The sequence below is a fragment of the Pseudomonas sp. NPDC078700 genome, assembly GCF_044542375.1.
In the GTDB taxonomy this organism is placed as follows: domain Bacteria; phylum Pseudomonadota; class Gammaproteobacteria; order Pseudomonadales; family Pseudomonadaceae; genus Aquipseudomonas.
In genome coordinates this window covers 38,169-64,283 of record NZ_JBITUI010000008.1, presented here as the reverse complement: position 1 = coordinate 64,283, position 26,115 = coordinate 38,169, and the positions used below count along the sequence as shown (strand labels likewise).

The following is a 26,115-nucleotide window of genomic DNA, read 5'->3' as shown; positions in this document are numbered from 1 at the left end:
ATATCGCAGCAGCTAGCGGATGGTGGGCTGCGACGAATGTTCTACTTAATTAACGCAGAACATTGACCTGCAAACCTGCAACATCCCCATCGCCCAACTCGAGCCGTGCACTGCGAACGCGTTGCGCCACTAGGGCCTCACGCCAGCTTTCAGCCTTGGCGCCGGCCAAGCTAACACGCATTGTGCTGTCTGAGTTCAACGCCCGCGACAGTACCTCAATCCACTCAGGAGTTGGCTCCTGTTGGTTGGACAAGTTCAACACACCAGTGGTTCGCAATTGTCGCAACAGGGTTGCTGGGGTTGGCAATAGTGCGGCGAGCGCGGTATCACTGGCGAGTAACTCAGCATGCAAGTATGCCCGACGATTTCCGCGGGTAATGCTATACAGCGCAAGAATACTGTCGTGTTGCGGCGCGGCTAGGCGAAACAAAGCAAACGACTGTTGCTCATCCGGCCCATATAGCATTGATTTGAAGAACACCGAGTTAGCCCACAAGCTACTGCCACCGCAATCACGTCCCTGACACCAGTAAAGCATCTGCGCGTCCTTGGCCAACAGCGCCTCACGCGTGGCATCGAAGACATCATTGGAGCTGTGTGTATCCGGCAAACGGTAGGTGATAGCTGTTAGCTGGCCCTTGAGCTGTATTTCGTTTTCATAGCGCAGGCGGCCACTGATCCGCCGAATGGAGCCTTGCGGGTAGATACGCTCCTGTTCCGGCTCGCTGCTGTAGCTGATGATTTCACTGCCGGTGAAGCGCGGCATGATTGGCAAATCCTGACTGCCAGGCACATCTGCCAACACCATAAAGCTAACCAGCATACCGAGCGCAACAAAAAAACTGCCTATACCAGCCATTAGCGAGCCAACATTGTCTGGGCGGATTTGACGACTTTTGAACCGTCTTCTTCGCTATGTGGAATACTTAAACCTCGCTGCACCGCTGGGCGCAGCGAGATGACATCAATCCAGCGCTGGAGGTTATCGAGGCCATCGATAGAAACTCCAGCCCAGTCATGTAAGCGCACCCAGGTAAAGGTCGCTATATCGGCGATGCTGTAGTCTCCAGCCAGGTATTCAACCTGCCCTAGACGCGCATCGAGGACTTCATACAAGCGGCGGGTTTCATGCTGATAACGGTCAATTCCGACTTGGATCTTTTCAGGCAAATAACGGTAGAACACATTGGCCTGACCTTGCATCGGACCAATACCGCTCATTTGAAACATCAACCACTGCATCACCAGCGAGCGGCCTTTACCATCGTGAGGCATTAATTTGCCGGTTTTTTCAGCGAGGTATACCAATATGGCGCCCGATTCAAATACCGAAAAATCATGGTTTTCACGGTCGACAATCGCCGGAATCCGTCCATTGGGGTTAATGCTGAGGAATTCGGGTGTTTTCTGCTGCTTCTTATCGAAGCTTAACGCGTGCACCTGATAAGACAGCTCAAGCTCTTCGAGAGCAATCGCTACTTTGTGTCCATTCGGTGTCGCCGCGGTGTAGAAATCGATCATGTGCTTCTCCATTGCAATGATGCCACCATTCCCCACTTCGGTTTACCAAGTCAAGAAGACTGCATAAAGCGATTGAAACAGTCTGCTACGAGCCGGGCACCTGCCTCATCATCAAGGTGCAAGTGGTGCCCTCCAGGCAGGGTCGTCACGGCGAAATCCAGCTCGCGGATAACCTTCTCATAACCCGCTTTGGCCTTGCCTAGCAGGATGCCCTGCTCCGCAACAACCAAACTAACTGGGCACGCAACCCGTTTAGCAAACGCCATTGCCTGAGCATGGGTCAGTAATAGCTTAGACGGCAACGTGAGACGGCTGTCTGTGCTCCATGAATAGCCTCCAGGCACCTCAAGTAGGCCGCGCGCCGCCAAAAACTGGGCAGCCTCAAGACTCACCGAAGTCATGCCGTTCATACGCATTTCAACAGCACGTCTAAATTCTGGATGAACCGTTTTGCGTTTTTTCGCCAGTCGCAGTTGTGCATTCAGTGCGTCACCAAAGCGCTCGGGCGCGCCTTCGGCTTCTAGAGTATGCGGGGTCACACCATCGATCAGTGCCAAACGTTCGATCCGCTCAGGTAAACCACCAGCCAGTAACAGACCGACAATCGCACCCATTGAGTGACCGATTACGCTGAATTTGTCCCATTGTAGAAACTCAGCTGCCTGCAAGACATCGTAGACGTAGTCCAAAATCGCATAACTGCCCCCCGCAGGGCGATGCTCGGATAAACCGTGCCCGGCAAAATCCAGCGCCACAATACGCAGCCCTTGAAGTTGAGGTGCCAGTCGAGCATAGGTTGCTGCGTTATCCAGCCAGCCATGTAAGGCAATGACCGGCTTACCCTCCTGCGGGCCATAGACCTGAGCAGCCAGTTCAATATGTGGCAGTCGCAAACGTAGCTCTTCACAGTTCGAGGTCATGCAGTTTCCTTAGTTGTGTCGGCATTGCCAGCGCTGTTCCAGCGGCCAAAAAATGACTTTAACAGCTGCGCAGTCTGCAGCGGATGCTCCAGCGGAAACATATGCCCGCCAGGCATGCTCAGGTATTCACCTCGAGGAATATGGCGTACATGTCGCGTGTGATGGGGTAATACAACGCGGCTATGGTGACCACGCACCATGGCCAGCGGTACTTGCAACTGCTGGGGTGGCCCAGCACTGACATGCGGCACATTGCGGTAGATACTGATTTCAGTGGCAGGATCAAAGCGCAGGCGTAACCCCGAATCAACGGGATACAAGCCATGCTCAATATAAGCACTCAAGCAATCGGGGTCGAAGCGACGGAATAGGCTTTTAGTCGCAAAATAGCGATGTGCTTCGGCTGCATCGGCGAATGATTCGCGGCGGCCGATGGTGCGTCCGGCTGGGGTGATCCGATCAATAAAGCCAAACCATTTAGCCGCTCGAATGACCATCTGATCAACCCGGGTCAACAAGGGGGAATCCAGCATGGCGACCCCCAAGTAGAGCTCCGGCCGCAACTGCGCCGCATGATAATGCAGCACACCACCAAGTGAATGCCCTACCCCCCAAACTGGCTGCTCGCGCTGCTCAAGATGGTGGATCAACTCACTGACCAGATTGCTCCAGTTCTCGTTGACCGGAAAATCAGGGTCATGGCCGTGCTGGTCAAGGTGTTCGACCTTATATTGCGGTGCCAGCGCGCTAAACAACTTAGCGTAGGTTGCTGCCGGAAAACCGTTGGCGTGGGCGAAAAATACAGTTTGGGGGCTCGGCATGGATTGGCTCAATCAATCGAAACTGAATGAATTGTCCGGCACCCACGCAGTTATCACAACGACTGTAATTGCCAGTGATGATGGCGCTATTGCCAAACTCCAGTCGCCACAGCCACGCGGCCAATAATTGCTGCCGCAACCAACAGAAAAACCACACCACAGAGTAAGTCGATGGTTGGCACTATGCGAACCAATCGTTCCTGCAGGCTACGATGGGTCAAACCAATACTCAGCACGCTAAACCACAGCAAACCTACGCCAAATAGAATGCTTGCTGCTGCCAGCTTGCCCGGGACGGACATATGCGCTGGAATCAGGCTGCTTAACAGCGCCAGAAAAAACACCAAGGCCTTGGGATTAAGAATATTGGTGGCAAAACCCCGCAACCATGGCCCCAGGATGGAAGGCTCTAAAGCGCGGGTGAATTGCCCTGCCTGCGCTGCTACAGCAGGACTGAATCTTGAGCGTAAGGCACCCAGACCCAACCATGCCAAATACCCGGCACCGGCGACTTGAATCATATTAAACAACAACGGTGAACGACTGAGCAGCAATGAAACACCGGTCAAAACCAGAATACCGTGCAACAAAATCCCGCAGGCAAGGCCTAGGGCACTGAGTAATCCATTACGCCGACCTTGATGAATCGATGTGCGCACCACCAACGCAACATCAGGCCCAGGGCTGATAAGCGCAATAACGAACACAGCCGTCAGCGACAGCAAGACGGAACTCTCCTGCATGGCAATCTCCACAAGATAAAATTAAACGCTGGATAGGGGTTGACTCAGCGGCTTGAACGCAGCCTTGCCGGGGGCAACCCGTAGGTTCGCCGGAACAGGCGAGAAAAATGCGCTTGATCGTAGAACCCAAGCTGCAGGGCAATTTCAGTCAACGGATCACCGCGCAGTACACGGGGTAACGCACGCTCAAGCCGCAACTGGGTGAGCCATTGATGCGGAGGCAAACCGCAGTGGCGGCTGAACCTGCGCAATGTTTGCCATGGACTCAGGTCACAAAAGGCTGCCAGTTCTTCCAGAGATGGCGGCTGATCCAGGCGTGACTCAAGCCACTCACGTAAGCGAGCCCAGGTATGACGCTCAAAACCTTGATCCTGATCTTTGATCCGCAGGGTGGAGCCAACATCCAGCAAGGTCGCCAGCATATTAAGCAGATAGCTTTCTTGCGCCAGAGTCGAGTCACCATTGACTAGCGAGGCATGCAGATTGCCTAGTTGTTGCTGCAGTTGAATGTTGCGCAAGGATGAACTGGTCAAGCGGGGTGTGCCCTGCCGGGTCTCACTCAAACTCCGACTGGCCTGCTCAAGGCGTTCTGGGTCGAGCGCTAATACGCGGATGCGATAACCTTCGCCAGTCAGACTTGCGCCATCATGAATTTGCTCTGGGGCCATCAACAATGCATCGCCCACTGTCGCTTGCTGGCGCTCTCCCTGGCACACATACCGATGCTGCCCGCGCAACAGCAAGCCGATGTGGTATTCCAGATGAAAATGCCGGGGAAAAGCAAAGTTATGGTACTCGGCGTTGATTAAACGTACGCCGGGTAAACCACTGATAATGTGCTGAGTCTGTTCCATAGCCGCTACTTTACGCTTTTGCAGCGGCTTGATCTTGGACAAAATTGCAGCAGGCGTGACAGAAGCTCAGGGCTGGATTCAGTGATTAACACGCAGCACTGAACCTTGTGGCCGTTAAAACTTAGGCATATCTCCGCCATGGGCAACAACCGCCACTGTCAGCCGAGAGATGCAGCTGGTTTTGCCGTCTTCAGTGGTCAGGCGAATATCCCACACATGGGTTGTGCGCCCCAGATGCACGGCGCGCGCGGTAGCGTTAACCCGGCCACTGCGTACACCACGCAGGTGATTGGCATTGACCTCCAGGCCCACACAGTAAAACTTGTCGCTATCAATGCATTGATAACTGGCCGTGGAACCCAGTGTTTCAGCAAGTACAACTGACGCACCACCGTGCAGTAATCCATAGGGCTGATGGGTACGTGAATCAACCACCATGCTCGCCGTTATAGATTCATCGTCAAAGGACTCAAAGCGGATATCCAACTGTTCGCCGATGGTGTTTTTCAAGGAGGCATTCAAGCCATCGATATCAGGTGTTCGGTGCCACATGCTCATATAGATTCCTTTTTATAAATGCATAGATCGCCGGCACAACCGACGTTCATTTATCGCAGCTCAGTCATGCCAAACCAGCGGCTGGCGACTTTCACTCCAGGCCGTGAAGCTGCTGGCGTAAGTACCTTCTACCACGTTGCGTTTGATTTTAAGGGTCGGTGTCAGAAAACCATTCTCAATTGACCAAGCATCTTTCACCAGCACCAGACCTTGCAAGCGTTCGTGCTGATCAAGACGCGCATTGACCTCTTCCAACAGTTTTATCAGGCTGCTCTCAAGCTCACCTCGGCCACTATTGGCTGCCTCCTGGCGGCCAATCTCCGATAACACACAGAGCGCCAGGGGTTGCGCCATGCCGTCGCCCACCACACAAACTTGTTCGATTCGCGAATGCACAGCTAGACGATTTTCAATGGGTGAAGGCGCGACATATTTACCTTTACTGGTTTTGAAAATCTCTTTGATTCTGCCGGTCAGACGCAAGTTGCCCTCAGCATCCTGCTCGCCCTTGTCACCAGTACACAGAAAGCCATCTGGGGTGATAGTCTCGGCTGTCTTTACCGGGTCTTTAAAGTATCCCTGCATGGTCGCCCCACTGCGCACCTGCAACTCGCCATCCTCTGCGATTCGCGCCTCGACGCCAGTACTGTTCTGGCCAATCCAACCTTTTTTGAATTTGCCAGGGCGGCAGACGTGCGAGTAACCGCAGTTCTCGGTCATGCCATACACTTCAAGCACATCCAGCCCCATCCGCTGATACCACTTGAGTAATGCCTCGGGCACGGGAGCAGCGCCAGACAAAGCAAAACGAATCGCGTCCAACCCCAACCCAGACAAGACTTTTTTGCCAACAATTGAACCGATGATGGGCAGTTTGAGGAGAAACTCGAGTTTCTCCGCAGGCATCTTGCTGTAGACCCCCATCTGGAATTTGGTCCAGATACGCGGCACGGCAAAGAACACAGTGGGTCGCGCTCGTTTGAGGTCATCCAGGAAAGTATCGAGGCTGTCCGCAAAAAATACGGTCGGGCCACCATAAAAGGACGAAAGCTCAATAAACATGCGCTCGGCAACATGACACAGCGGCAAATACGACAACAGCCGATCACCTTCTGTGACGCTAAATAAAGTGCGCGCATTACTGGCCGCAAAGCCGAAGTTACTGAAGTTATGCATCACACCTTTTGGCAGGCCAGTTGTGCCTGAGGTGTAGATGATGGTTGCCAATTGGTCAGGCGCAGGGCTCGGGCTGTCCTGTATCGGCGTGCAGGCCTGCAAATTATTCCAGCTGAAGTCAAAACTACCTTGCGGATGCAGCGGCATTGCCACCGTCGGGATTGACTCGGGTATACCCGGCGCCATGCTCGGCCAGTTATCCAGCTTGCCAATAAATGCCAGCACCGACTCTGAGTGCTCAAGCACATGACTCATGGATTCGGCAGTCAGGTTGGGATAAAGCGGCACAGACACATGACCCGCCATCCATATAGCGAGGTCGCTGATAATCCAGTGTGCACAGTTTTTCGAGATGATTGCTATGTGGCTACCAGAAGGCAGCTCACGAGTTCGCAACCAATGCGCAGCGCGACGGGCCTGCTCCCCCACCTCTGCCCAGCTCAGGGACTCAACACCGCCATCAGGCAGGGGTTGAACGAGATAACGCTTATCGGGGTGCAACGCCTCTCGACGGTAGAACGCATCGAGGGGTAAACAAATCGCATCAGCCATACAGTTTCTTCCCTTGTTTTTGTTATCGGGGCCAAACCAAGCAATTGCTTGGTTTGAATATTTCATGCCCAAAGGCATCCCGCAAGAGAAGAAATGTTTCGTTGTGTAGTGCTATTTCAATTAATGATGAGCATGCACCACAGCCAATAAATCCATGGCCCCTGCAGCCACCATTGGCCCATCAAGCTCAGCCAGACTTGCGGTCATCATCGGCAAGGGTTGCTCTCGATGGCCATGAACTAGCAAGCCCACCAAATCACCGACCAGAGGCTGATGGGTAACCAGCAAGACCTCCTCATCCGCAAATACATCGAGTTGGCGAATCACATTGCGCGACTGGCTATCCGGCGTTAACCACGGCGCGGTAATGATCGGCGACTTATAACCCAACACTTCAGCCACCAAGGCCGCCGTTTGCTGGGTGCGCAAGTAGGGGCTGGCAATGATCTGGCGGATCGGCCGCCCCTCAAGTTGTAATGCTGCCTTGCGCACCTGATCCTGGCCATGGGCGGTTAATGGCCGCACAGCATCAGAGGCGGCGCTGGGCTGCGCCTCGCCGTGGCGTAACAACCATAAGCGCATTACAGTTTAGGTTCTTCGTCACGTACAGGATGCGGCGCAGGGGGCACTGAGTGCGCGGCTTCACCTTGAGGTGCTTGCGGCGTTGGCCAATCCGCGAAAGGCCATGGCTTGGCATCGGTATTAAAAGTACCAAAGCGGCCGATCTGCGCCAAATACTGGCTCAGGCTGTCGCCAAAAGACAGCAAGGTTTTGTTGGGGGCACCGTAGATCAAGCGGTAAACCAGTTGCACGACAACAGTCACGCCCAACACAACGACTATGGCTTGCCAGACGATACTAAACAGCACCATCCACAAGACTCTGAGCAACAACGACTCGCGCTCAATAACGGTATCTTTTTCAGCCATGTGATTCTCCCTGAATATTATCAACGCAGGCCCGTACAGCGCTGCCTCAAAAACCGGTGGTAGAAATAAAATCAACGTCTGTTTTGGGTTCGGCTTGCATCAACTTATCAATGACCTGACCCAAGGTTCGCCCGCCAAACAAAATGGCATACAAACCATTGACCAGAGGCATGTAAACCTCCATTTCATCTGCTTTAGCCTTAAGCACCTTGATTGTGTTGACCCCCTCCGCGACCTCACCCAAACGCGCCACAGCCTCTTCAAGACTCAGGCCTTCGCCCAATGCGAAACCGACTTGATAGTTACGACTCTTGGGGGATGAACACGTGACGATTAAGTCACCGACCCCGGCCAAACCGAGAAAGGTCATGGGGTTGGCCCCAAGCTGCACAGCAAAGCGGGTCATCTCGGCCAAGGCGCGGGTGATCAACATACTTTTGGTGTTTTCACCCATATCCAGCGCTGCGGCCATGCCGGCGATAATTGCGTAGACGTTTTTTAACGCCCCGCCCAGTTCAACACCGAAGCGGTCGTTACTGGCATAAACGCGAAAGGTCTTACCATGCAGAACCTCTTGCACGCGTTGGCACAACGCTTCGTCTTCACTGGCAACCACGGTTGCAGTTAAAGCGCCTGCAGCAATTTCTTTAGCCAGGTTTGGCCCTGAAATGACGCCGATGCGCGCTTTTGGTGCAATTTCCTCAACAATTTGGCTCATCAGTTTGAAGCTTTTAGCTTCAATGCCTTTAGTCGTGCTGACCAACATTTTGCCTTCAAGCAACGGAGCCACTGGCTCAAGCACTTGACGCAATGCGCTTGAGGGCAGCGCTACAAAAACCAACTCACAACGCTCAATCGCTGACGGCAAATCGCTCAGCGGCTCGACACCGCAATGAATCTTCATGCCTTTGAGGTAACGCGGGTTCTCACGCGTCTCCAATATAGCCTCGACCTGTGTCTCGTCACGCATCCAATGCAAAACCTGCTGACCATTTTCGGCCAACAGGTTTGCGATTGCAGTGCCGAAGCTGCCGCCACCCAAGACGGCGATAGGTTGTTGCTCTGTCATAAAAAATCCGTTGTGCGCCATTTATACTGGCATTGTGAACGCATTATACGGGCCAAAGACTCAGCGGCTAGCCCTCGCACAGCTAGAGTCATACGACGGGGCTGATCAGGCGCGGCCAAATAAGCCCGCAACGTGCCGCCAGCACAATAACCTAAGTGACCTATAGCAGCATGCAGTTACAGTTTGTCGGCCTTGATTGAAAGCCGTGCATTAAAGCGCAAGTATTTCTGCTAGGTTGAAAGCTGTAACCGGCGGCATATGGATTGCAGCATATGGATTGCAACTGAACGATTGGGTACCAAAGGCTTCAAAAACATATAGCCTGAGCTACTTGGGTCGCCCTACTCAGGCGTGACTAAAGTGCTACAGGCGGACGCTCAGCTAACAACTAAAATGTGCTTTCACGCTACAATTGACATGCAGAGTACAACTGTACACTGTAAGCTGTGACTTTCATGGCAACGCAGCAGTCTATTAGGGTAATAAAGCTGGCCTGCGCTCTGGTGCACAACAGCCCAGACGACTTGCCCAGCCATGAAGCATGGGATTATTGAGGAGCTCGCATGACCAAACAAAACGCCTTCACCTACGAAGATCTGTTGAGCTGCAGCCGCGGCGAACTGTTCGGCGAGGGTAATGCGCAACTGCCCGCCCCTAACATGCTGATGATGGACCGCATTGTTCATATCAGTGATGTCGGCGGCAAGTACGGTAAGGGCGAGATCATTGCTGAGCTCGATATCAACCCGGACCTGTGGTTCTTCGCATGCCACTTTGAAGGTGATCCGGTTATGCCAGGCTGCTTGGGCCTGGACGCCATGTGGCAACTGGTCGGCTTTTACCTGGGCTGGCAAGGTAACCCAGGCCGCGGCCGTGCCTTGGGTTCTGGCGAAGTAAAGTTTTTCGGCCAAGTGCTGCCGACCGCAAAAAAGGTCACTTACACGATTCACATTAAGCGCACCATCACTCGCTCGCTGATTCTGGCTATTGCAGATGGCACGGTTAGCGTTGATGGCCGCGAGATTTACAGTGCCGAAGGCTTACGCGTTGGCCTGTTCACCTCCACTGACAGTTTCTAAAGGATTTTTCCATGCGTCGCGTCGTAATTACCGGCCTCGGCATCGTTTCTTGCCTTGGCAATGACAAAGAAACAGTCTCCGCCAACCTGCGTGCGGGTCGTTCTGGTATTCGTTTCAATCCGCAATACGCCGAAATGGGCCTTCGCAGCCACGTTTCTGGGTCGATTGATCTGAATCTTGAAGAACTGATCGACCGCAAGCTCATCCGTTTTATGGGTGATGCGGCGGCCTACGCTTACTTGTCGATGGCTGAGGCGATCAAGGATTCTGGTCTGACTGAAGATCAGGTTTCCAACCCGCGTACCGGTCTTATCGCCGGTTCTGGTGGCGCCTCTACCGTTAACCAGATGGAAGCAATCGATACCCTGCGCGAAAAAGGCGTCAAGCGTATTGGCCCGTACCGTGTGACCCGTACCATGGGCAGCACCGTATCAGCGTGCTTGGCTACACCGTTCAAAATCAAGGGTGTCAACTTCTCGATCTCCTCTGCTTGCGCAACCAGTGCTCACTGCATTGGTCAGGCCATGGAGCAGATCCAGCTCGGCAAGCAAGACGTCGTCTTCGCCGGCGGTGGTGAAGAAGAGCACTACAGCCAGAGCTGCCTGTTTGACGCAATGGGCGCGCTGTCCACGCAATACAATGAAACGCCTGAAAAAGCCTCTCGTGCCTATGATGCCAAGCGCGACGGCTTCGTAATCGCAGGCGGTGGCGGCATGGTAGTGGTCGAAGAACTTGAGCACGCCCTCGCCCGCGGCGCAAAAATTTACGCTGAAGTCGTGGGTTACGGTGCAACCTCTGATGGTTATGACATGGTCGCCCCAAGTGGCGAAGGTGCTATCCGCTGCATGAAGCTGGCACTGTCCACGGTTGAGGATCCAATTGACTACCTCAACACCCACGGCACCTCGACACCTGTTGGTGACGTGGCTGAAATGCGTGGTGTGCGTGAAGTCTTTGCTGACAAAGCTCCGGCCATTAGCTCGACCAAGAGCCTCTCGGGCCACTCCCTTGGCGCTGCGGGCGTTCAAGAAGCCATCTATTGCATGTTGATGATGGAAGGTAACTTCATCGCTGGCTCTGCAAATATTGATGAGCTGGACCCGGAAGTTGCAGATATGCCAATTCTGCTCAAAACCCAAGAAAATGCTCAGATCAATACTGTGATGAGTAACAGCTTCGGTTTTGGCGGCACCAACGCAACACTGGTCATGAAGCGCTGGTCCGGCAAGTAAATCTGCCGCTGCTGCAACGAAAAAGGGAGCCTGATGGCTCCCTTTTTACTGCATGCGATTCAGTCAACGTACGGTAAATGTCTGCTCAGCCAGCTTACGATCTCCTTGAAAAACCATAAACTGCCACTGGCCGGGCACAATTTCGTAGGGCTCGGTAAATTCAAATGCCATGGTGTCCATCGGTGCACCGGGCACCATCTTTTGCGTGACCACAAACTTGTCATGTCGCAGGCCATCAGGGCTGTTAACGCCCGGGGTTAAATAGAGCAACGTCAGCGGCTCACCGTCAACCGTTTTACCCGCTAGATTGTAGCGCATTCCAAACTTGGTGCCCAGCTTAGCTGGGACCTTATCTGTGGTCTCGATCTCTTGGTTACTGCGCGTCAGCACTCGTTCGCCCGGTTTGAAGTCCTCATACTGAGTGGCAAATACGCCGTACTCAACCGGCCCTTCAACACGCACCTGGGCGTGCACCAGGCTCGCCATCATTGTCAGTGCAGCAGCAACTCCAATACGGGTGTAGTACATCTCGCGCTCCTTGTTTTCGATGGCGCGAGCTTATGACACCGGTATGACAAGACAATGACAGCTCAGCTGAACGACCTCACTCAGCGCTGGGCTCCTGCTCTTTCAACTCAGCTTGAACCTTGCGCGGTAACACCGACAGGAAGTTATCGCGGGCGACCTTTTGCGCAACATCTTCAGGCAGCGCATCGAGAAACGGCGCAAAGTCGCTCATGTAGTCTTTAAGGCTGTCAAACCGGCCTACGACATCAGAGCCCAACATAAAGCGCGCCGGATAGCTGCTGACCAGCTTGACCCAGTCAGGGTCCGGATTACCGTCTTTATCCAGCAGATACGGGTGCAACACCGTCCACGATAGGTCGATGTACAAATTAGGGTAGGTTTTCAGCATGCGCTCAAGCGTCGGCAAGAGAAAGTCCAACTTGGTCTGATGCCGGTGAATTTCCTTGCTGGTGCCTGCATGAGCCCAGATAAAGCGTACGCTTGGATGGTTGCGCAGCGGGTCTTCAACCTCCTGCAAGTAGAGCGGGTTGCGTTCACGTTTGGAGGTGATATTGGAGTGCAGCATCACCGGTAAATCGTATTCAGCTGCCAGATGATAAATCCGTGCCAATGCTTCGTTGTTGGCGCGCGGCGTGTCACCCTCAATAAGCGCAGTCAGGTCATCATGGCGGGTAAAAATCTCACCAATGCCCTGCCACAAGCCAGGGTCCAATTCGAGGGTTTTACGCACTAAGGCGTCGGCATTTTTATCATTGGGGTTGAAGCCTGATAAAAATGGATGAAAGCGGCGGCGCTGTTCGGCCGGCAGCTTGTTATAGGCATGGGCGATCAGGGTATCTGTAGCGCTGTACCAATAAGCGTTGGCATCGTCACCGGCGTAGTAACGCGGACGCTTGGGCTCGTTCTCGTGCCACTTTTTAGCGACAGGAATACCTGAAAGCATCACATGATCGATATTCGCGGCTGCCATATTGGCGATTAGTTCATCCAGCCCTGCGCTTTCCTGAAAGAAGTCGACAAAATGCAGGTGTGCATCGCTGTAACGATACTCACGCGCCTCCACATGGCTGGTGGTGGCAGCGGCGGCTAGTACAGCTAAACCCAGTCGAAATAATGACAAACGCAATTACTCCCGATAACGTGATTTACATAGAGTCAGTAAAGACCTAGCGAGTTCAGTCGGCAATCAGCGCCATTGTTACAAGAAGTCAGCCCCTTGATAGTTTTTCAATTCGCTTGAGCAGACCATACCTGCCCTGCCCGAGCATCGCTTGCAGTCATTTAGGAGAGCCTGTACATGAGTGAGCTCCAAGTCATAAAACCGCGCCAAGAGGATATTTCTGGCCAACCAATTCTGCGCCCCCTGCCCTCGGCAAAATGCCGCAGCGTCGGTCCCTTTGTGTTCTTCGACCACATGCTTGAGCACAGTTACTCAGCGGGTACGGGGATGAACATCAACCAGCACCCACACATTGGTCTATCAACCCTCACCTATCTATTTGAGGGCCAACTGCAACACAAAGACAGCATTGGCTCAGACCAACTGGTTCAACCGGGTGATGTCAGCTGGATGACTGCCGGCAAGCAGATCGCCCATGTCGAACGAACCCCAGACGCCGTGCTCAAATCGGGCTCGAACCTACATGGCCTGCAAGTCTGGCTGGCCCTGCCAGAGGCCAATCAACTCGACGACCCAAGCTACAGCCACCACCCAGCCAATGCTCTACCGCGTAGTGAAAGCATGGGGGTTGAGATATGCCTGATCGCCGGCAATGGTTTTTGCCTGGAGTCACCCGTACCGGTCAAATCACCAACTCTGTATGCCGAAGTTAAACTGGTAGCGGGTGCCAGCCTGGCAATACCCAACGAGCATCGCGAGCGGGCAATTTACCTTCTGGAAGGTGAAGCGCAACTGGGTTGTCACGATCTGACGGTGCGGGCACTGACACTTTTACCCGAATCCGAAGAACTGACGTTACTGGCGTGCTCAAGCTGCCATTTAGTGATCATCGGTGGCGAACCCCTTGGGCCCAGGCGCATCAACTGGAACTTCGTTTCAACCGATTCACAGTTGATCGACCAAGCCAGGCAATCGTGGGCAGCTCAAGACTGGCCACGTGTTCCGGGGGAGACTGAGCGAATAGAACTGCCGCGCTGAGGCACAGGCCAGTTTATGGTTAGCGCTATCATAACAACTGCAGGTAGAATCGCCGCCCACTGCCGCGAGCCAGAGCGGGGACCTATTAGGAATATTTATGCAGCAAAGCGTAGAAAAGCCGGTTAAGCACACCCGCGCCCTGATCGTACTGACCTCATTGTTTTTTATGTGGGGGCTGATTACCTCACTCAACGATATTTTAGTGCCGCACCTCAAGGCCGTCTTCACCTTGAGCTACGTGCAAGCCTCAATGATTCAGTTCAGCTTCTTTACTGCCTACTTCATCATGTCTTTCCCTGCTGGCCGTCTGGTTGAACGCATCGGCTATAAGAGCGGAATCATTGCCGGCCTGCTAACCGCCGGGGTCGGCTGTACTCTGTTCTATCCTGCGGCGTCGGCACACTCTTACCCCTTCTTTCTCGCGGCGCTGTTTATTCTGGCGTCTGGAATAACAGTCTTGCAGGTGGCGGCAAACCCTTACGTCAACGTACTTGGCGACCCTGCAACCGCAGCCAGCCGGCTAAATCTGACCCAGGCATTTAATGCCCTTGGCACCACAGTTGGTCCTTTGGTGGGCTCGGTAACCATACTCGCGATTGGCGTCGGCGCAGCCTCACAATTAGGTGATAGCAGCTCTGCGGCTGACTCAGTCAAAGTGCCATATTTGGTATTGGCAGCACTGCTCGGTGCAATTGCGGTGGCCATCGCCTTGTTTCGCTTGCCGACGATTTCACACCAAGCCCCGAAGGATGGCATCAGCAAGACCAATTCAATCTTTGCCCATCGCCACTTAGTGTTGGGAGTGATCGGTATCTTCGCCTATGTGGGCGCGGAGGTATCTATTGGCAGCTACCTTGTCAGCCTGATGGGACAACCTGATATCGCTGGCCTTTCCAGTCACGTAGCCGGTAAATACCTGGCTCTTTATTGGAGTGGTGCCATGATTGGTCGCTTCATCGGCAGCGCTCTGATGCAATACATCAGGCCGGGCCGCATGCTGGCCTTCAATGCCGTGGTCAATACCCTGCTGATTGCTGCAGCGATTACTCTGGGCGGGCACATTGCGATGTGGGCACTGATTCTGATGGGCCTGTTTAACTCCATCATGTTCCCGACCATTTTCTCGCTGGCCCTGGAGGGGCTTGGCAGCCACACAGGCAAGGGCTCCGGTCTCCTGTGCATGGGGATAGTCGGCGGCGCGATCGTGCCGTTAGTTCAAGGTTACTTTGCCGACAACATTGGCCTGCTTGCGTCGTTCGCAGTACCAATGGTCTGCTACCTGTATATCTTTTTTTACGGCGGCTGGGGCTCACGCGTAAACACCGCAGCGTCGCACAATAAAAAAGCTCACTAAGCTCTAGCGGTTTCTTCGCCATAAAAAACGCAGCCTACTGGCTGCGTTTTTTATGGCTGCATAAGCGTCTTGATTAGCCAGCAAAACGCTCATCAAGCAGGTTACGCATCGCAGTGAACGCACGGGCTGCAGTTTTTTCATCGTACTGCGCAGTGCCTGGCACGTTGGCGTGCGGGTCGGTGAAGGAATGCACCGCGCCGCCATAGGTTACAAGTTGCCAATCGACCTTGGCGTCCGTCATTTCCTTGGCAAACTCAGCTAACTGCTGACGCGGAACCAGCGGATCTGCGGCACCGTCCAGCACCAGCACAGAACCCTTGATGTTCTTCGCATCAGCAGGTGCAGGCGTATCAAGCGTGCCATGAAATGACACGGCAGCTTGCAAGGGTGCACCATCACGCGCCAGCTCAAGCGAGCAGCAGCCGCCGAAGCAGAAACCAAAGGTCGCCTGCTTGGAAGCATCCAACGCCACCTTGTCGGTCTGAGCCAGTAAGGTTTTCAGTGAGCCTTGCATACGCTTGCGCAGCAAGGCACGGTCGTCCTTGAGTGGCATCATTGCTGCACCCGCTTCATCTGCATTGCTTGGACGCAGGGTTTTGCCATAGAGATCGGCCACAAAGACTACATAGTCATCGCCAGCAACTTTGCGCGCGATATCAACCGCACCGTCAGAAACGCCCATCCAATTGGGGGCCATCAACAAGGCAGGACGTGGTGTTTTGATTGCGCTATTGAAGACCAATTGGCCTTCAAACTGCACGCCATCGACCTCGTATGCGATGGGTTGAACACTGATATTGCTCATGATTGCACTCCCGCTTTCAAGACTGAAAGATACAAAAAAGCCCGCATTCGCGGGCTTTCAGTTACCAATTTAAGCTGACATCTCGACTAACAGCTTGTTCAAACGCTGCACATAAGCGGCAGGGTCTTTGAGGCTATCACCTGCAGCCAGTGCCGCCTGGTCGAAGAGGATGTGCGTAAGATCGCCGAAACGGTCTTCATCCTGCTCCGCATCCAAACGCTCGATCAGCGGGTGAGCCGGGTTGAACTCGAAGATGGGCTTGGACTCCGGTACTTTCTGGCCGCTGGCTTCCAAAATCTGACGCATTTGCATGCCCAAATCCTGCTCGCCAATTGCCAGGATCGCTGGAGAGTCAGTAAGACGATGCGACACACGCACCTCCGCTACCTGTTCACCCAGCGCAGTTTTCAAGCGTTCAGCCAGGCCTTCTTTGGCTTTGGCAACTTCTTCCTGAGCCTTTTTGTCTTCATCAGTATCAAGGTTGCCAAGGTCCAGATCGCCACGGGCAACGTCGACGAATGACTTACCGTCGAACTCAGTCAGGTAGCTCATCAGCCACTCATCGATACGGTCGGTCAGCAGCAGCACTTCAATGCCTTTCTTACGGAAGACTTCGAGGTGCGGGCTGTTTTTGACCTGTGCGTATGAGTCGCCGGAGAGGTAGTAGATTTTGTCCTGACCTTCCTTCATGCGGGCAATGTAATCAGCTAAACCTACTTCTTGCTCGCCTTCACTGCCTGTGGTCGAGGCAAAACGCAGTAAGCCCGCGACCTTGTCTTTGTTGGCGAAATCTTCTGCCGGGCCTTCTTTAAGCACCTGACCAAAGTTTTTCCAGAACGTTTTGTACTGCTCAGCGTCGTTCTTCGCCAGTTTTTCCAACATATCCAGCACACGCTTGGTAAGCGCTGACTTCATTGAGTCGATCACTGGATCTTTTTGCAGAATTTCACGGGAGATGTTCAACGACAGGTCGTTGGAGTCCACCACACCTTTGATAAAGCGCAGATACAGCGGCAGGAACTCATCCGCCTGATCCATGATAAACACGCGCTGCACGTACAGCTTCAAGCCGCGTGGCGCTTCACGTTGATACAGATCAAAAGGCGCACGGCCCGGCACGTACAGCAGCGAGGTGTATTCCAGCTTACCTTCGACCTTGTTATGGCTCCAGCTCAGCGGGTTCTCGAAGTCATGACCGACGTGCTTGTAGAACTCTTGGTATTCCTCGTCTTTCACTTCGCTGCGTGGGCGTGTCCACAAGGCGCTGGCGCGGTTGACGGTTTCCCACTCTTGTTCGGCGGGCTGCTCTTCAGCCTCGTTGGCGGCCTCTTTAGGCAGCTCGATTGGCAGAGCAATGTGATCGGAATACTTTTTGATGATATTGCGCAGACGCCAGCCATCAGCGAACTCGTCTTCACCGTTTTTGAGGTGCAGGACAATACGCGTGCCGCGCTCGGCTTTATCAATGGTGGCGATTTCAAAGTCGCCTTCGCCTTGCGAAGACCAGTGAACGCCCTCGCCTGCGGCAAGGCCGGCACGACGGGTAAAGACTTCAACTTTGTCGGCAACGATAAAAGCCGAGTAGAAACCAACCCCGAACTGACCGATAAGGTGCGAATCCTTCTTCTGGTCGCCGGTCATGTTCTTGAGAAAATCAGAGGTGCCCGATTTGGCGATAGTACCCAGATGCGCGATGGCTTCATCGCGGCTCATGCCAATACCGTTATCTTCAAGGGTGACGGTTTTCGCTTCTTTATCGAAGCTCACCCGGATTTTCAGCTCAGCGCCACCTTCAAGCAACTCAGGCTTGGCCAGCGCTTCAAAACGCAGCTTGTCGACAGCATCCGAGGCATTGGAAATCAATTCACGCAGGAAGATTTCCTTGTTCGAATACAGCGAATGGATCATCAGATGAAGCAGTTGCTTCACCTCTGTCTGGAAGCCCAGGGTTTCTTTTTGAGTTTCCACACTCATGGTCGTTTAACTCCACATTTGTTGGCTAAGCCTTTTATAGGCGGTAGTCATTCAAATGGGGTCATCCACTGACATTTCAAGTGCTTAGTCAAATTCGAAGCGTTTTTTAGCTCAGGGCTCAAGCAACTCAATGGTTTTAATCTGCGTCGGATCGAGGGTGAAGCTGGCCTCTCCCGCACCATTTCGAATCTGGCGTAAAACGATCCGCCCCTCGTTATCTATGGCACGAAACCGCCCCTCAACCTGACTTCCACGCTCGGTTACAGCGTGCATCGCTAAGCCATAGTAGCGTTCAGGGCTGCGTAGCAAACCCTGCAACGAAAACCGCTGCCGACGATCGAGCTGCCGCGTAGCGACCTCTGGCACCACCGCCTTTTGCGGCGCACTGGTAGGGGTTTGCAGGTCTTTTGCCAATTTGGGGTAGCGATCACCCTTAACGGTCCAGCCAGCATTGGCTGACTTCACCAGCTGTAAGGGGACCTGTTGCAGTTCACCGTTGATACGGGCCTCCACAACCAGATCAATAGTGCTCGATGAAAATGCGACCATAGGCATAGGACTTAACTGCACAACCCGGGTAATAAAGCGTCGCTGCAGATAGTCCTCGATGATAAAGGCCAGGGTGTCGCGTGAATCAACACTTCGATCAATCTTGCCGTCAACGTAGCGCAAACCATTGCTGAACAACTCGACCTTGCCGCTTAGGGTGGTCTTGAACTGCGGGGGTAGAACCAAATGAAAGTCGCCTTCCAGTTTGTTCGGCGCCAAGGGCGTTAATGCCAAGTGCAAGGTATAACCGTGACGCACGCGACGGGCTTCAGGCAACTCTTGCTCGGGCAATAGCCAATTAATTTCAATTTCAGGCAAACGCCCGGTATCTTCGGGTAAAACATCTATGTTGACTGCGCCACTGACCGGCTGGGGCAGACGAATCAAGACCTCACGGCGCGCAAAAAAGTCCTGCCCCTCACGCAGCGTCAGCACCCCATCAAGCAACTCACCCTGCTGCGGATTGAATGGCTGGCCATTGAGTTCACCGTGCAACGCAAAATTGAGCGCGGCTGGCGCTGAAGCCTCAGGCTTCAACCATTTCAAGCTGATGATCTCTACCAAACGCTGATTATCCTGACTGGCGAGCATCGTCAGGCCAACCACCAACGGAATCACACCCAAGGCACACAGGCCAATTGGCTGCTTGGCAGACTTCCAGTGACGAAACAGATAACCCAATGTCAGCGGCGGCAGCAAGCTTGCCCAGCCCCACAAAAGGCTAGTGCCAAAAGCACGCATTACTAACCAGACCAGCCCTGCCAGAATCAGCAGTAAGCCACCGAGGATCAACAGCGAATCCATGCAACTTCCTTAAACAAAATACCTGAGGCCCATGCTTACGGCTCGTCGACTTTGAAGTGTGCGCGAGCCGTGGCAATTGGTTCGGTCTGATTGGTTTGCCAAGCGGTGATCGCAACATTGGCAACGCGACGGCCCTGACGCCACACCTGGCAACGAACGAAGGTGTCACGATAATGACCTGCGCGCAGGTAATCTATCGAGAAGTCGATGATTTTGGGTAAATGTGGAATTTCCATAAACATCAGCAAGTGCAACATTGCCGAATGTTCCATAAACCCGGCGATAACGCCCCCATGAATCGCGGGTAGCACCGGATTGCCGATGTTGTCTTTGTTCGCTGGCAGGCGGAAAACCATATCATCGCCTAAGCGCAAACATTCAATGCCGAGCAGTTTTGCGTAGGGAAACATGCTGATCAGATTGTCGTAATCATTACTCTGATGCGCATCGCGCACACATTGGTTGAGGTCGAGACGGTTCACTTTGCGCCCCCTTGGATGTCTTTCTTCAGGTTTGCAGCGCCCTGCACCGCTTTGCCCATACGCATAAAGGTTCCAACCACATGGGCAATCGGCTGTTGAGGGTCATCTTGGTAGGCGTAGCCACGGGTAAATATAATGTTCGGCGTCACCCGGTAGCATTCAGCGAACCCATAAACATCCTTGTGCGGCTGCGCAGGGTGCATGTAGTCAATACGCAGGTCCAGCGTCGGGCAAATTTCGAACTCAGGCAGCACACAAACGGTTGAAATACCGCAGGTGGTGTCCATCAAGGTGGTAATAGCCCCGCCGTGGATCACGCCCGTTTCTGGATTGCCAACAATCTGCGCGCTATAGGGCAAGCGCAACGTCAACCCCTCTGGGGAAGCCTCATGGACATCAAGCCCTAGCACCTGACAATGCCGCAAGGCGCTTAAAAAGCGCTGCGCCCGCTCCAGAATATCCTTGTCACTCATACCTAGCCTCAAGCCCGACTGCAAAAGCCAGCATAATAACGCCTGAACTGGCGCATGTGAGCAGTATGCATGGGACTCAGGAGTATGAGTTGGCAACAAAGCCCCCCATTAACCAAGTACTTAGGCAAGCCCACAATGGGCAAAACTGAACTAATGTATTGATTGCGTGTTCAAAGGGACATGCCTAGGGGAAACCCGGCAATAACGATACTTACAAGGAGTACTTTACCGTGCAAAAGCCATTTACTTATGCCCTGATTCTTGCCTCGATGCTTGCATTGTCTGCTTGCGAAAAAACCCCAGAAGATAAAATGGAATCTGCTAAAGAGTCTGTTTCTGAAGCCGCCGAATCGATGAGTGATGCGACCAAAGAAGCGGGTTCCGCGATCAAGCAAAAGGCTAACGAAGCGGTCGGCAATGAGCCAACCACGGGCGAGAAAGTTGAAAACGCCATGGATAATGCTTCTGACGCTGTAGAAGATGCTGGCGACGAAACCAAAGACGCGATTGACGGCAACAACTAAGTTCTCGCGCTGTAAAAGAAGCCCCGCATTTTGCGGGGCTTTTTTGTGGCTGATATTTAGTGTGGGCGCATCAGGTTCATCAACTGCTTGATCAATGCCCTGCCGCTTCGGGCCCTGCTTTGGCGGTAAAGGGTGGCTTGGCCAGCCAGACCAACAATATAAGCCCCATAAAGATCCAGCCCATCAGGGTGAAATAATCCACGGTCGATATCATATAGGACTGACTGGTCAGGGTTTGCTCAAGCTGTGCATAGGACTGCGGATTGGCACCGCCAAGCTGCTCCAACGCCTGACGGGTTATCGGGTCGTAAGTGCTGATGTGTTCGCTCAAGTAGGCATGGTGCACTTCTGAACGACGTATCCAGATCCATGTGGTGAGCGAGGCAGCAAAACTCCCCCCCAGGGTCCGCAGGAATGTTGCCAAACCCGAACCATCGGCAATCTGATCGGGTGGCAAATCTGACAGCAAGATACTCAATGTCGGCATAAAAAACAGCGCGACACCAAAGCCCATGAACATCTGGACCAAGGCGATATGCTGAAAATCGACTTCAGTGTTGAAGCCTGCACGCATAAAGCAACTCATCCCAATCGCCAAGAACGCCAAGCCAGCAAGAAGCCGCAAATCAAACTTGTGGGCGTAGGTGCCGACAAACGGAGACATCAACACCGGCAAAATACCGATGGGCGCTACCGCCAAACCAGCCCAGGTTGCGGTGTAGCCCATCTGCGTTTGCAGCCACTGCGGCAGAATCAGGTTGATGCCGAAAAAGCCCGCATACCCCCCCACCAACACGATTGTACCGAACGTAAAGTTTCGGTGAGCAAAGAGCCGCAAATTAACGATCGGGTGGCGGTCCGTCAGCTCCCAAATAATAAATACCGTCAGCGAGACAGCCGATACAATCGCGCCGATGACGATAAAGCTCGACTCAAACCAGTCCAGATCATTGCCTTTGTCGAGGATGATTTGTAGCGCTGCAACCCCCACAATCAGGGTCAACAAACCAATGTAATCGATCGGTTGATGGCTGATCGCCACGGGCCGTTTGCGCATCTGCTGGGTCACGACAAAGCCTGCAAACAAACCAATAGGCACATTGATAAAGAAGATCCATGGCCAGCTGTAACTGTCGGTAATCCAACCGCCGAGAATCGGCCCGGCAATCGGTGCGACAACTGTCACCATCGCCAGCAGTGCCAAGGCCAACCCCCTTTTGGCCGGGGGGTACACTGCAATCAAGAGGGTCTGAGCCATCGGATACAGAGGCCCGGCAACCAAGCCTTGCAGCACACGAAAACCAATAAGTTCTGGCATTGAACGTGAAATGCCACAGAGGAACGAAGCCAATACGAACAGCAATGTGGCCCAGACAAATAACTTAACTTCACCAAAACGACGACTCAGCCAACCGGTAAGCGGCAAAGCGATTGCGTTACTGACGGCAAACGAGGTAATGACCCAAGTGCCCTGCTCCGAACTGACCCCAAGGTTGCCGGCAATGGTCGGCAACGCCACGTTGGCGATCGTGGTGTCGAGTACCTGCATAAAGGTCGCCAATGACAAACCAATGGTGCAAAGCAACAAGCTGGGCGGTGTGAAAGAAGCTTGAGAGCTCATCACCACTCCTTAAAGCGCAGATGTTTTTACAAAAAATGGCCCACATGAGCTGGGCCAAGAGAGTTATCGCGTTGCAGTAGCCGTTGCATCCGTGGGGCTGTTGTCCTCAATCAACTTGTTGATCAGGGTTTGCGCCTCAGCCAGCTGCTGCTTGTACACATTTGTGGTGTACGACGCCTGAACCGGCGGCTGTTGAGCCAATACTGGCCCACTTTGATCATGCAAATTGACATCAACGACCGTGGATAGACCAATGCGTAATGGATGCTTGGTCAGTTCATCTGGATTGACATGTATGCGCACGGGCACGCGCTGAACGATCTTGATCCAGTTACCCGTGGCGTTTTGTGCAGGCAGCAATGCAAAGGCGCTGCCGGTACCTGCACCGAGGCTGTCGACAGTACCGTGGAAGGTCACGTCATCGCCGTATAGGTCACTGCTGATTTCGACTGACTGGCCAATACGCATCTTGCTCAGCTGTGTTTCTTTGAAGTTGGCGTCGATCCACAATTGATTCAGCGGTACAACAGCCATCATCGGCGTTCCGGGCTGTACCCGTTGGCCCAGTTGTACGGTGCGCTTGGCAACATAACCGGTAACCGGTGCAATCAAGGCGCTGCGCGCATTATTGAGGTACGCCTGACGCACGTCAGCCGCCGCGGCCAGCACATCAGGGTGTGAAGCAATCACAGTCCCATCGACCAAGGCTTGGGTACTGTTGAGCTGTTGTTGCGCATTATTCAATGCGCTTTGCGCCGATGTCAGTGCGTCACTTGCATGGGACAGCTCTTCACGTGAAATCGCGCCGCCCGAAGCCAGGCTTTGCCGACGCTGGTAATCTTTCTTGGCCTTTTGCACAGCCACTTTCTGCGCCTGCACTTGAGCCTGCATCGCATCAACATTGCTGTACAAGCCGCGAACCTGGCGTACTGTGCGAGCCAAATTGGCTTCAGCGCTTTGCAGACCGACCAAAGTATCGCTCGGATCAAAGTTAATCAGTACCTGGCCTTCATGCACCAAATCACCGTCGTCGGCACCAATGCTGACAACAGTGCCGGTGACCAACGGGGTAATCTCGACCACGTTACCGTTTACATAGGCGTCATCCGTATTTTCATTCCAGCGCCCGTAAAACTCGTACCAGGCCCAAAAGCCCAAGCCACCAGCGATTACAACGAGCAAGAGGATTAACAACCACTTTTTGCGCTTACGCTTATTGCCCGCATCAGTCGCGTCTTGATTTTCAGCAGATTCAGCATGATTGGCTGTAGCCATGGCAAGTTACCCCTCGTTATTCAGTTTGCGCCGCAGTGGCGGACGCGTTTGTCGTATCAGCGTTGAGGGGCGTGGTGTCTGGTTGAAAACCACCACCAAGCGCCTCCATCAGCAGGATCGACAAGTTAATTTGTTCGGCATTGAGATTGGCCAGTTGGCGTTGAGCGCCCAACAACTGCTGCTCAATACTCAAGACATCGAGATAATTACCAATCCCTGAGCCAAACCGGTCGGCAACGGTGTCGTAAGAGCTTTGGGCAATCTCGGCAGCGCGGGTTTGCTCACGGATCTGTTGACCAATCGCACGTAACTGATTGATGGTGTCACTGACCTGCCCCAGTGCCTGCACCAGACTTTTGTTGTACTGCGCGACCGCAAGGTCGTAATCCGCATCACGTGCGTCAAGGTCTGCACGCAGACGGCCGCCATCAAACAGCGGCAGCGATACAGTCGGAGCTATTGAGAAGAAACGGCTGGCATTGCCAAACATGGCATCGCCCAACAGCGATTGCACGCCACCAGAAGCACTCAGATTTAGGTTGGGGTAGAAGCGGGTTTTGCTCGCATCAATGTTTTTGCTGGCAGCCTCAACTCGCCAACGCGCAGCAACGATGTCGGGGCGGCGACCAAGCAACTCAGCCGGTAACTGGCTTGGCAGTGCGACGGCACTGGCTTGCAACGTCGCGGGTCTGGCGATTTGCTGGCCACGATCCGGGCCTTTGCCAAGCACCACGGCCAAGGCAATTTTGGCGCTTTGCAGGTCCTTTTCTGACGCTAACAACTGCTCTTTTGAGCTAGCGGCAAGGCTTTCGGATTGTTGGTACTGATAAATACTGTCGATACCCGCATCCATACGCCGCTTGCTGAGACTGACCATTTGCGAGGTGCGCTTTAGGTCTTCAACAGCCAGATCATGCACCGCATGGGCTGCACCAAGGTTGTTATAGGCCCGTGCAACGTCGGCGGCGACAGTTAACTGCGCCGCTTTTTGGTCGACTTCGGCAGCGCGGGCCTGGCCCAATGCGGCCTCCCAGGCAGCACGTTGCCCACCCCATAAGTCGAAGTTGTAGTTGAAATCGATAGCGGCAGTGCGCAAGGTGCTGTAACGGCCACCTTCACCCAGCGGGTCTTGGTCACGGGCCAGGCGTGCACGTTCAACCCCAGCCTGGGCATTAATTTCTGGCATCCGCGAGGCGTCAACGGCGTAGGCAGCAGCACTTGCCTGATGCGCACGCGCCTGTGCCAGTTGTAGGTCCGGGCTGTCTTTTAGGGCCTCATCGATCAGGCCATTAAGCTGTGCATCACCCAAACTTTTCCACCAGTCAGGCTTAGGCCAGGCGACGGCTGAAACCTTGACATCGTTAAACGACTTTTGTGCTTGCAACTCATTGGCATCGATGCCAGTTGCAGAAGTATTCAAACCTGAATAATTGGCACAGCCAGCGACACTCAGCGCCAGCAGAGCAATAGCAAATTGCTGTTTTATGGCGCGACTCATTGCGGGTCACCTAGACGTTGCATAGTGATGGTGTCTCCTGCAGCAAACAGTATTTTCTTCAGAAGCTTCTCGAGCATGGCCAGCTCTTCAGGGGCCAAAACGCCAAGCAACTCATCCATCGCATCCGCACCAATTTTCGGTAACCGGTCCGCCAGCGCCTGACCCTCTGCTGGCAGTGCTAAACGCACTTGCCTACGGTCGGTGGCGCAGCGACGGCGAATAATCAGGTTCTTTTGCTCCAGTCGATCGAGCATCCGAGTCATCGCGCCACTGTCCAGAGACAGCTGGCGGCACAGCTCAGCTGGGGTGTCCATGCCAAAATGGGCAATCATGATCAGCACCTTGAACTGTGCTGCTGTGACCGAATAAGGCACCAGGTTGCGGTCCAGAATATGGTCTTTCAGCAATGCTGTACGACCGATCAACAGACCCATGACTGAAAAAGGAAATAGAGATTGAGTTTGCTTGCTCATTGCGCACCTAAAAAGCTGCCTAGGCAGAGAGTGCGTCAGATATTACTGCCTAGGCAGCTAAATTTCAAAACATTTTGTAGCATTTAACCGAATCCGGTCTGACTCCAAACAAAGTCGACGCCACAAGGCCGTGTGGAAAGGAG

Annotated in this window: 27 protein-coding genes; 5 read left to right on the top strand and 22 right to left on the bottom strand. The window is 53.6% G+C overall.

Going from position 1 to position 26,115, the window contains the following annotated elements:
• Positions 1–49: 49 nt before the first annotated feature.
• The 11 genes from ACIGCM_RS21645 to ACIGCM_RS21595 all read right to left on the bottom strand — a co-directional run bounded on the left by ACIGCM_RS21645 (position 50) and on the right by ACIGCM_RS21595 (position 9,143).
• Positions 50–859: a DUF4892 domain-containing protein gene (locus tag ACIGCM_RS21645; RefSeq protein WP_397504129.1), complete on the bottom strand. Its 810-nt coding sequence runs from the start codon at positions 857–859 to the stop codon at positions 50–52.
• A complete protein-coding gene (locus ACIGCM_RS21640; RefSeq protein WP_397504128.1) occupies positions 859–1,521 on the bottom strand; it encodes a glutathione S-transferase family protein in 663 nt (220 codons plus the stop codon). Before ACIGCM_RS21640 ends, ACIGCM_RS21645 begins: the two co-directional genes overlap by 1 nt.
• 50 nt (positions 1,522–1,571) lie before the next feature.
• Positions 1,572–2,441 (bottom strand): alpha/beta fold hydrolase, encoded by an 870-nt coding sequence (locus ACIGCM_RS21635; RefSeq protein WP_397504127.1) that lies wholly within the window; start codon positions 2,439–2,441, stop codon positions 1,572–1,574.
• On the bottom strand, positions 2,438–3,262 hold the full coding sequence (locus ACIGCM_RS21630; protein ID WP_397504126.1) for an alpha/beta fold hydrolase: 825 nt from the start codon (positions 3,260–3,262) through the stop codon (positions 2,438–2,440). Before ACIGCM_RS21630 ends, ACIGCM_RS21635 begins: the two co-directional genes overlap by 4 nt.
• A gap of 86 nt (positions 3,263–3,348) precedes the next feature.
• Entirely contained in the window at positions 3,349–4,005 is a 657-nt protein-coding gene (locus ACIGCM_RS21625) for a LysE family translocator (RefSeq protein WP_397504125.1), read from the bottom strand.
• A 44-nt stretch (positions 4,006–4,049) separates the two neighbouring features.
• Positions 4,050–4,859 (bottom strand): AraC family ligand binding domain-containing protein, encoded by an 810-nt coding sequence (locus ACIGCM_RS21620; RefSeq protein WP_397504124.1) that lies wholly within the window; start codon positions 4,857–4,859, stop codon positions 4,050–4,052.
• Between the two features lie 114 nt (positions 4,860–4,973).
• Entirely contained in the window at positions 4,974–5,417 is a 444-nt protein-coding gene (locus ACIGCM_RS21615; RefSeq protein WP_397504123.1) for a hotdog fold thioesterase, read from the bottom strand.
• A 60-nt stretch (positions 5,418–5,477) separates the two neighbouring features.
• Complete coding sequence (locus ACIGCM_RS21610; protein ID WP_397504122.1) at positions 5,478–7,145, bottom strand: AMP-binding protein; 1,668 nt, start codon at positions 7,143–7,145, stop codon at positions 5,478–5,480.
• 120 nt (positions 7,146–7,265) lie between these two features.
• Positions 7,266–7,727: a phosphohistidine phosphatase SixA gene (gene sixA, locus ACIGCM_RS21605; RefSeq protein ID WP_397504121.1), complete on the bottom strand. Its 462-nt coding sequence runs from the start codon at positions 7,725–7,727 to the stop codon at positions 7,266–7,268.
• On the bottom strand, positions 7,727–8,074 hold the full coding sequence (locus tag ACIGCM_RS21600) for a DUF4389 domain-containing protein (RefSeq protein WP_397504120.1): 348 nt from the start codon (positions 8,072–8,074) through the stop codon (positions 7,727–7,729). The genes sixA and ACIGCM_RS21600 overlap by 1 nt, the downstream gene beginning before the upstream one ends.
• 46 nt (positions 8,075–8,120) lie before the next feature.
• Entirely contained in the window at positions 8,121–9,143 is a 1,023-nt protein-coding gene (locus ACIGCM_RS21595) for an NAD(P)H-dependent glycerol-3-phosphate dehydrogenase (RefSeq protein ID WP_397504119.1), read from the bottom strand.
• A 563-nt stretch (positions 9,144–9,706) separates the two neighbouring features.
• On the opposite strand from ACIGCM_RS21595, the gene fabA reads away from it, so the two are divergent.
• Positions 9,707–10,222, top strand: coding sequence for a 3-hydroxyacyl-[acyl-carrier-protein] dehydratase FabA (fabA, locus tag ACIGCM_RS21590; RefSeq protein WP_397504118.1), 516 nt, complete (start codon positions 9,707–9,709; stop codon positions 10,220–10,222).
• An 11-nt stretch (positions 10,223–10,233) separates the two neighbouring features.
• On the top strand, positions 10,234–11,454 hold the full coding sequence (gene fabB / locus ACIGCM_RS21585; RefSeq protein WP_397504117.1) for a beta-ketoacyl-ACP synthase I: 1,221 nt from the start codon (positions 10,234–10,236) through the stop codon (positions 11,452–11,454).
• A gap of 63 nt (positions 11,455–11,517) precedes the next feature.
• Here the strand turns inward: fabB and ACIGCM_RS21580 are convergent, their stop codons facing one another.
• Complete coding sequence (locus tag ACIGCM_RS21580) at positions 11,518–11,982, bottom strand: DUF3859 domain-containing protein (RefSeq protein WP_397504116.1); 465 nt, start codon at positions 11,980–11,982, stop codon at positions 11,518–11,520.
• A 76-nt stretch (positions 11,983–12,058) separates the two neighbouring features.
• Positions 12,059–13,102, bottom strand: a complete 1,044-nt coding sequence (locus tag ACIGCM_RS21575; RefSeq protein WP_397504115.1) for an amidohydrolase family protein — start codon at positions 13,100–13,102, stop codon at positions 12,059–12,061.
• Positions 13,103–13,279: 177 nt separating this feature from the next.
• Here ACIGCM_RS21575 and ACIGCM_RS21570 point away from each other — a divergent pair, with 177 nt between their 5' ends.
• Both ACIGCM_RS21570 and ACIGCM_RS21565 read left to right on the top strand, forming a co-directional pair.
• Positions 13,280–14,140, top strand: a complete 861-nt coding sequence (locus ACIGCM_RS21570; RefSeq protein WP_397504114.1) for a pirin family protein — start codon at positions 13,280–13,282, stop codon at positions 14,138–14,140.
• A gap of 97 nt (positions 14,141–14,237) precedes the next feature.
• Positions 14,238–15,494, top strand: a complete 1,257-nt coding sequence (locus ACIGCM_RS21565) for a sugar MFS transporter (RefSeq protein WP_397504113.1) — start codon at positions 14,238–14,240, stop codon at positions 15,492–15,494.
• 73 nt (positions 15,495–15,567) lie between these two features.
• On the opposite strand, the gene ACIGCM_RS21560 is transcribed toward ACIGCM_RS21565, so the two are convergent.
• The 5 genes from ACIGCM_RS21560 to ACIGCM_RS21540 all read right to left on the bottom strand — a co-directional run bounded on the left by ACIGCM_RS21560 (position 15,568) and on the right by ACIGCM_RS21540 (position 20,581).
• Entirely contained in the window at positions 15,568–16,299 is a 732-nt protein-coding gene (locus ACIGCM_RS21560) for a dienelactone hydrolase family protein (protein WP_397504112.1), read from the bottom strand.
• Positions 16,300–16,368: 69 nt separating this feature from the next.
• Positions 16,369–18,273, bottom strand: coding sequence for a molecular chaperone HtpG (gene htpG, locus ACIGCM_RS21555; RefSeq protein WP_397504111.1), 1,905 nt, complete (start codon positions 18,271–18,273; stop codon positions 16,369–16,371).
• A gap of 111 nt (positions 18,274–18,384) precedes the next feature.
• The gene (locus ACIGCM_RS21550; protein ID WP_397504109.1) at positions 18,385–19,626 is read right to left on the bottom strand and encodes an MFS transporter; all 1,242 of its coding nucleotides are present in this window, start codon (positions 19,624–19,626) and stop codon (positions 18,385–18,387) included.
• Positions 19,627–19,661: 35 nt separating this feature from the next.
• Positions 19,662–20,108, bottom strand: a complete 447-nt coding sequence (locus ACIGCM_RS21545) for a PaaI family thioesterase (protein WP_397504108.1) — start codon at positions 20,106–20,108, stop codon at positions 19,662–19,664.
• Positions 20,105–20,581: a PaaI family thioesterase gene (locus ACIGCM_RS21540; protein ID WP_397504107.1), complete on the bottom strand. Its 477-nt coding sequence runs from the start codon at positions 20,579–20,581 to the stop codon at positions 20,105–20,107. The genes ACIGCM_RS21545 and ACIGCM_RS21540 overlap by 4 nt, the downstream gene beginning before the upstream one ends.
• Before the next feature lie 230 nt (positions 20,582–20,811).
• On the opposite strand from ACIGCM_RS21540, the gene ACIGCM_RS21535 reads away from it, so the two are divergent.
• Positions 20,812–21,105, top strand: coding sequence for a hypothetical protein (locus ACIGCM_RS21535; RefSeq protein WP_397504106.1), 294 nt, complete (start codon positions 20,812–20,814; stop codon positions 21,103–21,105).
• Between the two features lie 91 nt (positions 21,106–21,196).
• Here ACIGCM_RS21535 and ACIGCM_RS21530 read toward each other — a convergent pair whose 3' ends face one another.
• From ACIGCM_RS21530 to ACIGCM_RS21515, 4 genes are all read right to left on the bottom strand, one after another.
• Entirely contained in the window at positions 21,197–22,726 is a 1,530-nt protein-coding gene (locus tag ACIGCM_RS21530) for a DHA2 family efflux MFS transporter permease subunit (RefSeq protein ID WP_397504105.1), read from the bottom strand.
• A gap of 63 nt (positions 22,727–22,789) precedes the next feature.
• Entirely contained in the window at positions 22,790–24,001 is a 1,212-nt protein-coding gene (locus ACIGCM_RS21525) for an efflux RND transporter periplasmic adaptor subunit (protein WP_397504104.1), read from the bottom strand.
• A gap of 16 nt (positions 24,002–24,017) precedes the next feature.
• Positions 24,018–25,499: an efflux transporter outer membrane subunit gene (locus ACIGCM_RS21520; RefSeq protein ID WP_397504103.1), complete on the bottom strand. Its 1,482-nt coding sequence runs from the start codon at positions 25,497–25,499 to the stop codon at positions 24,018–24,020.
• Positions 25,496–25,972: a MarR family winged helix-turn-helix transcriptional regulator gene (locus ACIGCM_RS21515; protein WP_397504102.1), complete on the bottom strand. Its 477-nt coding sequence runs from the start codon at positions 25,970–25,972 to the stop codon at positions 25,496–25,498. The genes ACIGCM_RS21520 and ACIGCM_RS21515 overlap by 4 nt, the downstream gene beginning before the upstream one ends.
• Between the last annotated feature and the right edge of the window lie 143 nt (positions 25,973–26,115).